The sequence below is a fragment of the Desulfosporosinus hippei DSM 8344 genome, from assembly GCF_900100785.1.
GTDB lineage: Bacteria > Bacillota > Desulfitobacteriia > Desulfitobacteriales > Desulfitobacteriaceae > Desulfosporosinus > Desulfosporosinus hippei.
In genome coordinates, this window is sequence record NZ_FNCP01000002.1 from 81,342 (window position 1) to 93,876 (window position 12,535).

At 44.6% G+C, this 12,535-nt stretch carries 15 protein-coding genes and 2 pseudogenes; 12 read left to right on the forward strand and 5 right to left on the reverse strand.

Going from position 1 to position 12,535, the window contains the following annotated elements:
- Positions 1–26 precede the first annotated feature (26 nt).
- Together BLS16_RS02240 and BLS16_RS02245 are read left to right on the forward strand one after the other, a co-directional pair.
- On the forward strand, positions 27–1,040 hold the full coding sequence (locus tag BLS16_RS02240) for a FecCD family ABC transporter permease (protein ID WP_092329310.1): 1,014 nt from the start codon (positions 27–29) through the stop codon (positions 1,038–1,040).
- Positions 1,037–1,822 (forward strand): ABC transporter ATP-binding protein, encoded by a 786-nt coding sequence (locus tag BLS16_RS02245; RefSeq protein WP_092329313.1) that lies wholly within the window; start codon positions 1,037–1,039, stop codon positions 1,820–1,822. The genes BLS16_RS02240 and BLS16_RS02245 overlap by 4 nt, the downstream gene beginning before the upstream one ends.
- A gap of 257 nt (positions 1,823–2,079) precedes the next feature.
- Here BLS16_RS02245 and BLS16_RS02250 read toward each other — a convergent pair whose 3' ends face one another.
- Both BLS16_RS02250 and BLS16_RS02255 read right to left on the reverse strand, forming a co-directional pair.
- A complete protein-coding gene (locus BLS16_RS02250; RefSeq protein ID WP_092329910.1) occupies positions 2,080–2,319 on the reverse strand; it encodes a DUF2922 domain-containing protein in 240 nt (79 codons plus the stop codon).
- A gap of 36 nt (positions 2,320–2,355) precedes the next feature.
- Positions 2,356–2,580, reverse strand: a complete 225-nt coding sequence (locus tag BLS16_RS02255; RefSeq protein WP_092329315.1) for a DUF1659 domain-containing protein — start codon at positions 2,578–2,580, stop codon at positions 2,356–2,358.
- A gap of 265 nt (positions 2,581–2,845) precedes the next feature.
- On the opposite strand from BLS16_RS02255, the gene BLS16_RS02260 reads away from it, so the two are divergent.
- The 6 genes and pseudogenes from BLS16_RS02260 to BLS16_RS02280 all read left to right on the forward strand — a co-directional run bounded on the left by BLS16_RS02260 (position 2,846) and on the right by BLS16_RS02280 (position 6,898).
- Complete coding sequence (locus BLS16_RS02260) at positions 2,846–3,637, forward strand: DUF3102 domain-containing protein (RefSeq protein ID WP_092329318.1); 792 nt, start codon at positions 2,846–2,848, stop codon at positions 3,635–3,637.
- Positions 3,638–3,928: 291 nt separating this feature from the next.
- Entirely contained in the window at positions 3,929–4,240 is a 312-nt protein-coding gene (locus tag BLS16_RS02265) for a hypothetical protein (protein ID WP_092329321.1), read from the forward strand.
- Between the two features lie 107 nt (positions 4,241–4,347).
- Positions 4,348–5,163 (forward strand): CsxC family protein, encoded by an 816-nt coding sequence (locus BLS16_RS02270; protein ID WP_092329323.1) that lies wholly within the window; start codon positions 4,348–4,350, stop codon positions 5,161–5,163.
- Positions 5,164–5,278: 115 nt separating this feature from the next.
- Positions 5,279–5,456 (forward strand): annotated as a pseudogene (locus BLS16_RS23975) (heavy metal translocating P-type ATPase); the annotation flags it as partial.
- 168 nt (positions 5,457–5,624) lie between these two features.
- A complete protein-coding gene (locus tag BLS16_RS24150) occupies positions 5,625–5,972 on the forward strand; it encodes a TIGR03943 family putative permease subunit (protein ID WP_242876162.1) in 348 nt (115 codons plus the stop codon).
- Positions 5,969–6,898 carry an alpha/beta hydrolase gene (locus tag BLS16_RS02280; protein WP_092329326.1) on the forward strand — a complete coding sequence of 310 codons (930 nt, stop codon included), beginning with the start codon at positions 5,969–5,971 and terminating at the stop codon, positions 6,896–6,898. Before BLS16_RS24150 ends, BLS16_RS02280 begins: the two co-directional genes overlap by 4 nt.
- 90 nt (positions 6,899–6,988) lie before the next feature.
- Here the strand turns inward: BLS16_RS02280 and BLS16_RS24930 are convergent, their stop codons facing one another.
- A complete protein-coding gene (locus tag BLS16_RS24930) occupies positions 6,989–7,192 on the reverse strand; it encodes an ATP-binding cassette domain-containing protein (RefSeq protein WP_486598905.1) in 204 nt (67 codons plus the stop codon).
- A 213-nt stretch (positions 7,193–7,405) separates the two neighbouring features.
- Here BLS16_RS24930 and BLS16_RS02290 point away from each other — a divergent pair, with 213 nt between their 5' ends.
- Positions 7,406–7,852, forward strand: coding sequence for a hypothetical protein (locus tag BLS16_RS02290; protein WP_092329328.1), 447 nt, complete (start codon positions 7,406–7,408; stop codon positions 7,850–7,852).
- Positions 7,853–7,880: 28 nt separating this feature from the next.
- A pseudogene (locus tag BLS16_RS02295) lies at positions 7,881–8,021 on the forward strand (DUF3102 domain-containing protein); the annotation flags it as partial.
- A 110-nt stretch (positions 8,022–8,131) separates the two neighbouring features.
- Here BLS16_RS02295 and BLS16_RS02300 read toward each other — a convergent pair.
- Together BLS16_RS02300 and BLS16_RS02305 are read right to left on the reverse strand one after the other, a co-directional pair.
- Complete coding sequence (locus tag BLS16_RS02300) at positions 8,132–9,091, reverse strand: biotin synthase BioB (protein WP_092329331.1); 960 nt, start codon at positions 9,089–9,091, stop codon at positions 8,132–8,134.
- Between the two features lie 61 nt (positions 9,092–9,152).
- Positions 9,153–9,560, reverse strand: a complete 408-nt coding sequence (locus BLS16_RS02305) for a PadR family transcriptional regulator (protein WP_092329333.1) — start codon at positions 9,558–9,560, stop codon at positions 9,153–9,155.
- A gap of 213 nt (positions 9,561–9,773) precedes the next feature.
- On the opposite strand from BLS16_RS02305, the gene BLS16_RS02310 reads away from it, so the two are divergent.
- Both BLS16_RS02310 and BLS16_RS02315 read left to right on the forward strand, forming a co-directional pair.
- Complete coding sequence (locus BLS16_RS02310) at positions 9,774–10,451, forward strand: response regulator transcription factor (protein ID WP_092329336.1); 678 nt, start codon at positions 9,774–9,776, stop codon at positions 10,449–10,451.
- Between the two features lie 2 nt (positions 10,452–10,453).
- Positions 10,454–12,163: a sensor histidine kinase gene (locus BLS16_RS02315; RefSeq protein ID WP_092329338.1), complete on the forward strand. Its 1,710-nt coding sequence runs from the start codon at positions 10,454–10,456 to the stop codon at positions 12,161–12,163.
- Positions 12,164–12,535: the final 372 nt, after the last annotated feature.

Genomic DNA, 12,535 nt, shown 5'->3' on the forward strand with positions numbered 1-12,535 from the left:
AAATAAAAGGCAAGGGAAATACTCTGATGATTTGTAAACAAAAGAACTTGAAGTTTATTTGGCTTGTCATGCTGCTTATCTTGGTGGGGATGTTTTTTGTATCGTTGTACGGAGGCCGATATTTCATTCCACCGGGTGAGGTCGGGGAAATATTAAGCGCGGGACTCCGCGGCGGGGTACCAGACAGCATAGCCGGTTCAGTGGTTTGGAATCTCCGTTTGCCAAGAGCGCTGTTGAATGCTTTAGTCGGGGCGGGGCTAGCTGTCGCGGGGGCATCCTTCCAAGGGGTTTTTAAAAATCCCTTGGTGAGTCCCGATGTGCTGGGTGTTAGTTCCGGCGCGGCCTTTGGAGCTGCTTTTGGCATATTACTTTCCGGTATTAATCAGATAGCCACAGTCTTGGCGTTGGTTTTTGGCATCTTGAGTGTGCTAATGACCTACACACTGTCTAAGCTGCGCGGAGAATCGTCTACCTTAGCGCTTGTGTTATCCGGCATGATCATCTCGGCGGTATTCAGCGCCTTGATTTCGTTGATCAAATACGTTGCAGACCCCTACGACAAGCTGCCAGCTATTACCTACTGGTTGATGGGGAGTTTCGCCAGCGCCTCCTACAGTGATCTGAAGCTGGTTGGAGTTCCTATTCTGGCAGGAATTATTGGATTGCTGCTCCTCAGATGGCGGATTAATGTCCTTTCTTTAGGGGATGAAGAGGCTTATTCTCTGGGGGTAAACCCCGTGAGGATGAGGTTAACCGTTATTGCTATGGCTACCTTCATAACGGCTGCCTGCGTGACTGTTACCGGGATCATCGGCTGGGTAGGTTTGGTAATACCACATATCTGCCGGATGATTGTAGGAGAAGACCATAAAAATCTGCTTCCTGCCTCTTGTATTGTCGGAGCAATTTTTATGATTATGGTCGATATGATTGCCCGAACTGCGACGGCTGCAGAAATTCCCATCGGCATCTTGACAGCTCTTGTGGGAGCGCCGTTCTTTGCGCTACTATTTAAAACATCGAAAGGCGATTGGCAATGATACTTGAAGTTAAGCATGGATATTTTGGCTATTCAAAAGGCCATGATCTGTTACAGGATATCTGCTTTACCCTCCGCGAAAAAGAGATTATGACCATCTTAGGCCAGAACGGAACCGGCAAAACGACGATTCTAAAGTGCGTGACAGGGATTCTGAAATGGCAGCGAGGCCAGACGCTGATCAATGGTAAAAGTATAGATTCTTCACGGAAAACCTTAAAGCAGATTCCCATAGGTTACGTGCCACAAGCCCACCCCCTCTCCTTTCCTTATACGGTCAGAGAACTTGTAACCATGGGTCGGGCCAGGCATATCGGAGTTTTTTCCGTGCCCTCCGGGAAAGATAAAAAAATTGCTGACCAAGCAATTGATGAGGTAGGCATCCGTTCTATTCGGGACAAGTTGTGTACGCAATTAAGCGGGGGGCAATTGCAGCTTGTGTTCATTGCCAGGGCCTTAGCGGGTGAACCAAGGGTGCTGGTTCTGGATGAACCGGAATCACACCTGGATTTTAGGAATCAATTTTTGATCATCAAGCTGATCATGAGGTTGGTCAGGGAACGCGGCCTATCTTGCATCATCAATACCCATTATCCGGAACATGCTTTGCGTTTGTCGGATACTACGCTGCTCCTGGGGCAACATTCGTATATGTTTGGAAAGACTAAGGAGATTATTACCGAAAAAAGAGTCGAAGAGTATTTTGATATTAACGTAAAAATCTTGCCAGTACCTTATAAGGATGAGGAGATTAAGGCTTTTGTTGTGCTGGATAGTATTTGAACGGTTTGAGGAAGAGAAAATAAGTATGAAACAGTGCGCCGGTGCAATCCATGAAGCGTAAACCACTGGGGAACCGGGAAGGCTAGGCGGGTACGTTTGAACAGAGTGTGTGAAGTGTCTACAGAACATAGCCAGTGCTGCTTTGGAACCTCTTGACATTTTTTGTCGTGTCGCGCAGGCTCCTATGACCCTTGCGACACGACAAGTTTTACCTATTAGTTACTGGGGTTGCGCCAGAGTGGGATCAAGGCTGGTGTTTAAGCCTGAGGCGGGTCAAATAAATCATCGGTAACAGTACCGATGACCTTGATGTCCCGTATACCTGTAAGGGCACCGCTGGTCGTCAGGAAAACATTGCTTGAGACAATCGTATTCATGACGGCCAGGACCTCAGCTTGATTCAGGTCTTCCCGGGGAGTAGGAATTGTGATTGAAAACGTCTTTCCCCCCTCGGTGGCAAAACTTAACCTGATCACTTTGGTATTTGTTGTAGCCATAAGTTCACCTCCTTTTCTTTGGATTTTCATAAAGGTTTACTCCTCTATCAGCCTGAAATTTCTTCTTAATTGCACGTCCTGCAATGGCTGCTGTGACAGACTGAATAAGGCCTGAGCCACATCGTAAAGGGCTTCTTCGGAGGCATCCGCCCGCACATAGCTCAAGCTTTTTTGCCTGGTCACCGGGCTTCCGGCGGGAGTAGATCCGCTTTGGTAAATGGCTATCAGTGCAGAATTCAAAGCTTCAACGATGATTGACATTTGTTTGCTCCTTTCTAAGCTTTTTGACAAACCGGCTGTCCGGCATGTCCCTATATACTATGAACTTGTATCACTGGAGGTTACCCCTGAAATATAAAGAATGTCCGAACCAGCTGATGTTGCTTGCTTCGGACATGATCTTAGCCGGAATTGTAACCAAGTTTCCAATTTTGGAAGGTGATTTGCCGGGTCATAGCCAAGCTTTCACCATTTGAAACTCGCCTGCGTATGCTGTCCTAAAAGCTATTAAAAGGCGGGAATCAAAATGGATGAACTCAGCACTGAACGTACTCCTCTGGCCATCGCGGCTGAGATTAATAGGATCAAACAAGAGACTGGCAAAACCATGCTTACCAATGCCCTGGAGATAGGCAAGCGCCTGAAGGAGGCTAAGGATTTGCTCCCCCATGGAGAATGGGGGAAATGGCTGGTGGAATCGGTGAGCTATTCTCAGCGCACAGCCAACAAGCTGATGCAGCTTTATAAAGAATATGGAGATAAACTATTCGCCGCCGGCGCGGGCGAAGGTAGGTCAAATTCGCCAGTACTGGCGAATTTGACCTATTACCAGGCCCTTCTCCTGCTGGGAATTCCGGAAGATGAGCGGGAGGAATTTATCCTGGAGCATGATGTTAAGAATATGACCTCAGGAGAACTGGATCGGGCTCTTAAAGAACAGAAGCAAACCACCCCGGAGAAAGAGCCGGCTCAAGTCACACCTCTGCCCAATAATCCCGGGGAAATCAAGATAGAATATCAAACCGTCAAAAAAACCGCCAAACCAATAAGCAGGCCAAAAACTGTGGCCTCCCAAGCCTTTTCCACGAAGTATGAAGAAAAATGCACCGCTTGCCGCCAAACTATCGCCGATGCATTCCAAGAGCTGCTGGAAGCCCTCTGCCAACTGGCCAGACTTGATCCGGCGGTGCAGGAGAAATGCAGCGAAGACGCGAGGGAGCTTGCTGGAAATATGGTGGAAAGGCTTAAAGAGTGGCCGCCTGTTCCCAGGACGAATATGACGACGGTTGAGACCTACGCTACCCATGAAAGGTGGTAAATTATCTAGGTTGCTATTGGCGGTGCTTTTTGCATGTAAATCCCTGAAGGTCTTATGGAAGGTTAGAAATAAAATTGTTTTGGCTTAGCAGGAATTTAGCAAATGATGAGAGAATACACCTCAAGAAAGAAAAGATGATACTTGCTTAGCAAGACCATGAAGGTGTTTGCCAAGACCGTGGAGGTTTGACTCGTAGAGTCGACTTCATGGTCTTTTATTTTTACTTAAGGGTGGTCCATTAAGAGATTTTTTGAATAATTGCGCCCCAGGCGCACAAAGAAAGGATTACAAATGGGAGCGTATGGACGATTACTGCGTTATGTGGCAGCTATTAAAGGAGAAGTGGCTTTAAAGGTTCTCATCGGATTGGCCATCAGCACAACCTATATCGGGCAAGCCATGGTCATGGCCAAGGCTGTTTCTGTAGTCTTCCTGGGGGGAGTGCCTCTGACATTGCCATGTATCTGCCTCCAACAACAGGTCGCTTCCATAGAGAATATAATTTTGTCACAATCTTACATGAAATATATAAAAAAGAGCCTCATCAGGCTCTTTTTTGTGGTTTATATTTTAAATGACCTTTGCTTCAAACCTACTTCCTAATTTATGTAGTTCAAAATTTGTATGTCCTCACCAAAATTGCTAGTTGTACATAAGATGTTATGTAACCACATGGAAAATATATGCAAATATGAAAGGAAGATGTAAAATTGAGTAATGTTTATCAATGTTCAAAGTGCTGTCCAACATCAACATTTGTCCCCGGTTGGGCGCTTGAAACTCCAACTCCGGTATGTCCTCAACAACCCGTGCCGGTTACCCCTAATCCGGTTATTCCAATCACTTCAAGCCTTCCGACGTGCACCCCTCTGCAAGTAGTTCAACCAACGCCTAATACGGTAATAGTAACTGCATCAATCGCTTCCGAAGCAATTATTACCTTACCGGTAAAAGCACTAGAAATAAAAAATATTAAAAAGCGCCTTAAAATAACTCAAAGCCGTTTCTTCAATTCTCCGCCTCCAGTAGCCGGTGTGCCACGAGATACTCCCAAATTGTTTTTAGCCGGCTTTGTGCGCAAAGACATTCAATATTGCCATGCAATCGCTCAAAATTCATCTACGGTTCAAGGTACCATTAATGATTTTCTCGTTGATGTGCCCTGGTCGTGTGTTCTTAACCTCGGTCCGACAATTATAGTACCACCGACCCATTTTGGGCAACAGCTAGAATATGAGTTTTTAAGCACCACACCGCTTCCTATAGGGTTTGCCCCCAAAGATAAGCTGATCTGCGGTGATTTAACTGAGTTTAACCAAATCAGCACTGAGTTCCTGAACACATTACCGACAGTTTCACTTTTATTCAGTCAAATCAATGAAATGGATGAAGCACTCGACCGGGTGGCATTACAGGGAGGACCCTTTGAAGAAGGTCAATTCACAAAGATTCAAGAAAAAATGACTATTTTGGTTCAAGTGCTGTTAACCTTCCCGGCAGTAATTCCTACACCGATATGCGATTAGCTAATCACAGCAGGTTTTAAAACTCTAATAATGGGGCTGTTGCAAACGAACAGAGTTCCTAAGCATCAGCCCCTAATTTTTCAAAAAACCGCGGGTCCACAAGAACCCGCAGTCCGGTGTCAACGACGCGCCTGCGCTTAAAATTGCCAATGTAGGCGTGGCAATGGGCGGTATGGGAAGCGATCAAATTCAACATCGTCCTGTCCATGGCAATCAACTTTGTAGCGATCTTACTGTCGGTGGCGGGTGTGCTTACCCCGGTCAGCGGTGCATTGGTACATAACGCCGGATCGGGCTCTCAAAGAACGGAAGCAAACCCCTCCGGAGAAAGCACCAATCTCAATGAGTCCCAGGCATCGGGCAGCATTTGCGTCGGTATCATTGGTGGCGCAGCAATGTCTGAGTATAATTATAAGGCTAGAGCAAACCACCCGCTGAGCGGGTGGGAGTGATTTTCCGGATTGATCTGCAACTATGCTAAGGCTGCCGAGCTGAAAACGGATTCATGGGTTACGGTTGAAGGTACCCTATTTATTGGAAAGCATATCTACAACAATGTGGCATACGATGACCCGCAGATTTCCGTGACGAAAATTACACCCGCAGAAGAAGTGAAAGGGTATAGAAAACTTGAGAATAGTAAAATCATGGAAAGGGGTATTCTTATGTCTAGCAGAGGATTTGTTATGGAGGGAATAAAGATGGAGATAGGAAAAGCAACGATTAACGATGTTAAAGATATTAGTCGTATATATGTAATCCCTTGCAAGTATTTCTTAAAAGTAATTTACGAGGAGAGCTTTTTGTGAAATATTCAGGTGAAGATTTTTGGAAGAACTATATGGAGAATTGGTTTGGGGCGGAACTAATTAGCAAATGGAGTGAATATGCGACTGAAGAGACTATTATATCGAATAACAGAAAGTTACATATAGAGATTTATGATGCTGATAACCCCAATAGTCCAACGTTAATTTTTGCTCATGGAATTGCGGGGTATGCACGATTGCTATTGCCTTTTTTGATTCCACTACGGGAAAAGGGGTACAACATTATTGCTCCTGACTTGCAAGGATTTGGATATAGTGAGGGACTTAAGGGTGATTTCGAGTGGGATGTTCATCTTCAAAACCTTTCCGACACAATAAATTATGCAAAACAGAGGTTCAGTGGAAAGGTTATTTTAGGAGGAGCGAGTATGGGAGGTCCGTTAGCTTATGCAACAGCGGCCCGTTTTGGGGGAATAGATGCACTTGCTTGCTGGTGTCTATGGGATTTTAGCGACAAAGAATTTATGTTAAATGAAACTAATACAAAGAACTTTACATATCTGCTTATTCCCGTCTTTAGGATTCTAGGTTCGGTAATGGGGAACTTCAGACTAAAGACATATACGTTAGTTTCGTATGATACACTTTCTGATTCCAGTGAAATGAATTCATTGGTTAAGGAGGATCCACAAGCAGGTACACATATTTCCCTTAAAGGAGCAGCAAGTTTAGTAACTCAGAGTAAACCAGACATACCTCATCACGATTTTAAACTTCCAGTATTAGTTGTTCAACCTGGATCTGATCGAATGACTCCTGTAAAATATACCAAAAAAACCTTTAGTAAGTTAGGATCAGAGAAAAAGAGGTACATTGAATTAGCGGGAGCAGAACACTTTCCGACCAATAATCAATTTTACAAAAAATGGACAGAGGAGTTTGATCATTTTGCGTGTTCATTATAACCGTTTCGCAGAGCAAAACCCAAGGAGCTGAGTCATGAGAATCATGCAATGGCTGTGGGCGTTTTGTCCTTGGAAGATCATAGATATTTTTCAAGGTTTTTTCGTAATGGAAAATATCCTCTCAATATAATGTGGTATTGCTCTCTCCCCCACATGAGCAAACATGCCAGTCATCTCATCAGCAATCAGGAATTTTGTTTCCGGACTTAAAGCCCGGACGACACTAAACCTTTGCAATTCCCCGCCGGATAATTCATTAGGCCAGCGGGATAACCATTCTGGCTGGATACCCAAACCAGTAATGGAGAATTCAGACTGCTACGTGGAAAAGAGCCGTAAAAGGCTCTTTTTTAGTTTGTCACAGATGAGGGTTTGAACACATATGCTTTGAGTAAGGTTGTTCAAATACATCTACATTTTTGACTGAGGCTGCATGGGAAGATAGAGAGAGGCTGTGAGTCAGCGAGGGTAGGTGCCATAATAGATAGGATATAGGGGGTGGTATATATGAGTATTCCACTAATAGAAAAGGTCGTAAAAGAATTAGAAGAGTATCTGAAAACTGACCTTTACCAAGTTCCAAGGAAACGGATAATGTTTAACGGCATATTAAACGATGGAAGTACTGTGACTGTTTGTACGCCACAGACTAAGTTAATTCCCAGAGGGTGTGGGCGTATTGAACTAACGACGGTTCAAGTGTCGATATTGAACAATGCTGACCATTCGATTCTTGCCTTTCGCCTAGAAGATAATCGAGTTTATTACTTGGACTTCCGTAACTTGAAGCCCTATCTTACAGAGGAAGCAGCTTACTACAGCGAAAAACGAGGAATAACCCTTTGGCAGCTTTATATTTGGAATTTCTGTATTCAAATATTACGGAACAAGAATCACGTGGCCATATCCCCCAATCGCTTAACAGAGTTGGGAGATTATTACTTGGGACTCTGATCAGAGAGAAATAAAAATGCACATGAGCTTGGTGGTGCCGGTGAGCTATTCCCAGCGCAGGGCCAACAAGCTGATGCAGCTTTATAAAGAGTATGGAGATAAACTATTCGCTGACGGCCCGGGGGAAGGCAGGTCAAATTCGCCGACGTGGGCGAATTTGACCTACAACTAGGCTCTTCTCCTGCTGGGAATTCCGGAAGATGAGAACAGTTGCTTGGGCAAATTTTATACGTAGGTGATGCTTGAGGTTAGGAGCATGGAGAATAGAGGGGATGAAAATTACTTATAACCGGCTTCCCACAACATGTTCCGAGCTTGCGTAACCGAGAAACCTCTATTCTTTTCAGTTTGGGATTCAGTATCTCTTGGATTGGCCCCATATTCTGCATAAAGCTGATTAACACCAGCTAACAGCGACATTTGAGTAACCTCATGAGCATTCATAGCTCTCTGCGGGCGAGTTACTAATCGAGCGACTGCGGCAATTTTGGTCAACTCTATGGCAGAAATTTGCCCTTTTTCATATAAAGGGGTTCCTTTGACTGGGGTTCGTCGCATAACTGCCATAACTTTAACATCATAATCCCTTGCTCTAATCATTTCTGCTGCTAATTCATCATAGGAGTGCTCAGGTCCGATAGGCTCGACACAATAGTACAATTCCAAACCAGCATCGCGAACTGCATTAAGAGTATTTATCCTAGTCTCAGGTTTTAAGGTAGTATCAATACCTTCTCTTAAGCGGTTGATGTGATAAACTCCTGTGAAACCAATATCTTTAAGCCTTTTTGACGTTTCATGAACAAAATCTCCTATATTGGCAACAAATCTAATATTGTCAGGCAAGTTCTTTCTTGCGATTTTTGCAATATCCATAAAATCGTTGATTGGATAATCTGCCGTTGTCATTAAGAAAAAATCATTAATACCATTGGTAAGCAATAAATCCAGCTCTGATAATATTTCCGCTATGTTTTTTCTTTGTGTAACTGGTAGGGAATAGTGGTCTTGTCCCATTGAACAAAATTTACAGTTTACTGAACAAGGCTCTGCATTTATGCCTATTTGAGCAAAAATCAAACCTTTATTATCGTATTCAGTACGAGACAAGTAATTTGCAGTAGCTAGCAGCTTGTAAAAGTCTTCAGAATAGTAATCAACATTCAATAGTGTAATAGCATCTTTTTGGTCTAAAAGCTTTCCCTCTTGAGCAGATAATAATAGATTGGAAATGGACACATTAATCCCTCCCGTTTTTCACTTTAGAAATTACCTTTCTACATCATTAACGTTTTAATAGTTAATCTTGTGTTAAATTTACATTGTCTGTACTGCGCTTAATTTTAGCGCATACATTGTGTACTTCCGCTAACATCATTCCAATGATTTGACGGTATTCTTCCAAGGTATTAATCCAGTGAGAAAGGCACTCTTCTCCCTCCTTCGTAATATGGTAAAAAATTTTTGCTGGTCCTGTATCCGTCAAAGACCGGGATGAGATTACTAAACCCCGCTGCTCCATGGCTTTAAGTGTGCGATAAACACCTGTTCCATCTGGTTTATGTCCTTTAAACATTGGGGATTCCGCAATTCGTTGGACAATTTTATAGCCGTAAAGGTCTTCCTGAGCAAGAATCGTTAAAATCGTTGGCTGAACTAATTTGTCAAGGTTATTACCCGAACAGGGGCATTTGTTAAAATCAAGCATAAGACATTCTCCTATAGTAGATATAGTCTAGTATAAGAATATAATATTGGCAATGTTTGTCAAGACGTTTTGTCTGAATTTTTCTGAAACTTCGTTCCACCCTCGGCAGAAGCGCACCAATCTCAATGGAATGATTGTCCTCACTCAAAAAAAGTTTAACAAGGATACAAGAAAGATAGATGGGTATGGTAACCTATTCTTAGAGGTGGGAACATGACGATTAAGTTGCTGTTAGTTGAAGATGATCAAGAGATACGGGAAATCATCACCGATTATTTTACAGAGAAAAGCAGCGGGACCTTCAGGCTGGATTCGGCCCAGAGCGGGGAGGAAGGCCGGCAGAAATGCCTTGAGCAGGAATATGATTTAGTGCTGCTGGATGTAATGCTGCCGGAGGTAGACGGATTTACCATCTGCCGGGAGATCCGGCAAAGAAGCAATGTGCCCATAATTTTTCTGACGGCCAGACATCAGGAGCGGGACCGCTTACAGGGATATCACCTGGGCTGTGATGATTACATCGTTAAGCCCTTTTCCCTGGCGGAGCTGTACGCCAAGGTTACGGCTTTGCTCAGACGGGCTAAAGGGATGGCCAGCTTTGAGATGATTTCAGCCGGCAGCATCAGGATGAACCTTTTTCGCTGTCAGGTATTTGTCAATGACCATGAAGCAGTTCTGGCTCCCATGGAATTTGCCATTTTAAAAGTACTCCTGGAGAACCGCGGCGGGATCGTGAGCCGGGAAAGCCTGCTCATCCGCATCTGGGGCTATGACTTTGCAGGGAATGACAGAGTCGTGGACAACCATGTGAAAAAATTGCGCCAAGCCCTGGGGGAGGCTGCAAGGCAAATTAAAACCGTCATTAAACGAGGGTACAAATTGGAGGGATAGCAGTGCAGAGAAATAAGATAAAGAGGAAAATCTATCTCCGCATCGTGGGGACATTAATGGCCACTTACCTGGTGCTGATGACAGCTTTCAGCCTGTTTCTGATATCCAGGGAGAAGGAAGTAAACGTCTTACAGCTGGGTACCCTTGCTTTGCAGGTCAATAACAGGGTTGAAGATATCCTGGGGGACACCACGGAGAGCAGTGGGCCAGGGAGGGATACGGCGAAGCTGAAAAAGGAATTGGCGAAACAAATTTCTTTCATAAGCTATTCGGGAGCAGAAGCCGCCCTCTATTCAGGGGATTACAGTCTGATTTACAACACCAACGATTACTGGGAATGCAGCTATACAGAATATAGTGAAGGCAGTAAAAATTATAACGGGTATGGCTATTTAAACCCCCGGGAGTGGTTTAGTGAAGAAGAGACGTCGGAACTGGAAAATTATCTGAACGCCCGGCCTCAGGCGGAAAAGGCTGGTGATCTGGCCGGATATTCTCTCGATTTGGAGGGACTCTGGGTGGATAATGAAATGATTATTCCCGAGAAAATTAAAGTGGTGCCTATGTATGCAAACACTTTCGACGAAGAGGGGCAGCTTAAGTCAAGCAGCGGAACACACTTAAAGGCAATAACGTATACTTCGGACTACGAGCAAAATAGCAAAAAATTACCCTATTTCAAATATGGCGGCATTCAGCCTGCCAATAACCGCCTTCTTGATCCGGCGGAAGCAGCCGGCCTGCGTGAGCTGGTTCTAGATCAGGAAAAGTTAAAGGAAGCTGTCCGGCATTTTCCGGATAAGGATTATAACTTCAGCGAAAGGGTGAGGGGGCTGACCTATCACTTCTATTGGCCCCAGCCTCACCAAAATACGGTAAAATTGACGGATGACCAAGGCAATTACAGCGAATTCTGGACCGTCTTTGCCCGCCAGGTCAATCTTTGGGATGAATGTCGGGAAACCCTGGTCTTTGTCTGGGGTGCCTGCCTGATCACCTTTCTCAGCGTAGCTTTAATACTGGCCGGCCAAACCTATAAAACCTATCGCCAGCGGGAGGAGCTGGAACAATTCCGCAGGGATACCGCCAGCGCGTTGGCCCATGATCTGAAAACCCCTCTCAGTATTATTTCCGGCTATGCCCAGAATCTCACGGAAAATGTCCGGACGGAAAAGAGGGAGCACTATGCGGCGGGCATCCAAACCAATGTGGAGCGGATGGATGAGATTATCCGGGAAATCCTGGAGTTGTCCGGATTAGAAGCCGGTTTGCTGCCAATAAAATCCGAGGAGGTTTCACTTCAAGCAGTGTGTACTCAGGTCATAGATCGTTACCGCCAGGTTTGTGCTGAAAAGCTCATTCAGATAAGTTTGGAAGGGGAGGCAGTAGTCAAAGCAGACCCCTCCTTAATGGAACGGGTGATTGATAATCTTTTGGTCAACGCTCTGGATAATACCCCGGAAGGGGGAAGAATCGGGCTGGAAATCAGTGCCGGTACCTTTTCGCTGTTTAATAGCGGCAGCCATATTCCTGAGGAAAAGATTGAAGAAATCTGGCTGCCCTATAAAAAAGGGGATGAGTCGCGGGGAAGGACTAAGGGCACGGGCCTGGGGCTGGCAATTGCCCGGACGATCCTGGAATTATTTCACTTCAGCTATGGGGCCAAAAACACAGGAGAAGGCGTGGTATTCTGGTTTAAATTTATCATTTAACCTAACCATCCGGCCGCCTCTCTGTTCCGGAGGCGCAGGGCTTTAAGCCGGTGACAATTTTCCCTGATGAAGGGGTTTTCACCTACCTGCAGGTTGAATTTTCCCAAAAAGTTGCTGTCAAAGCGCTTTTTTGGGTTGTGTTTTATCTCGGGGGGCTGCTCTATAGAGAAGCATTGAAAAGTAGCAAAGCCGCGGGATTAAGATCCGCGGCTTTGCTACCTGATTTGAAGCAGGGTAATATTATGTTCAGGAGAATATTTCTTCCTTGAAAAAATTAAGTCTTGAGATGGTTCAAAGAACTAAAAATAAAGGGTTTTGTAGAAAATCGGAGAATAGTAAAATCATGGAAGAGGATATTCTAAGTCTGTTTTT

Coding starts and splice junctions, on each gene's coding strand:
- BLS16_RS02240 (WP_092329310.1), top strand. CDS start 27: ATGATTTGTAAACAAAAGAACTTGAAGTTTATTTGGCTTGTCATGCTG.
- BLS16_RS02245 (WP_092329313.1), top strand. CDS start 1,037: ATGATACTTGAAGTTAAGCATGGATATTTTGGCTATTCAAAAGGCCAT.
- BLS16_RS02250 (WP_092329910.1), bottom strand. CDS start 2,319: ATGGCTACAACAAATACCAAAGTGATCAGGTTAAGTTTTGCCACCGAG.
- BLS16_RS02255 (WP_092329315.1), bottom strand. CDS start 2,580: ATGTCAATCATCGTTGAAGCTTTGAATTCTGCACTGATAGCCATTTAC.
- BLS16_RS02260 (WP_092329318.1), top strand. CDS start 2,846: ATGGATGAACTCAGCACTGAACGTACTCCTCTGGCCATCGCGGCTGAG.
- BLS16_RS02265 (WP_092329321.1), top strand. CDS start 3,929: ATGGGAGCGTATGGACGATTACTGCGTTATGTGGCAGCTATTAAAGGA.
- BLS16_RS02290 (WP_092329328.1), top strand. CDS start 7,406: ATGAGTATTCCACTAATAGAAAAGGTCGTAAAAGAATTAGAAGAGTAT.
- BLS16_RS02305 (WP_092329333.1), bottom strand. CDS start 9,560: ATGCTTGATTTTAACAAATGCCCCTGTTCGGGTAATAACCTTGACAAA.
- BLS16_RS02310 (WP_092329336.1), top strand. CDS start 9,774: ATGACGATTAAGTTGCTGTTAGTTGAAGATGATCAAGAGATACGGGAA.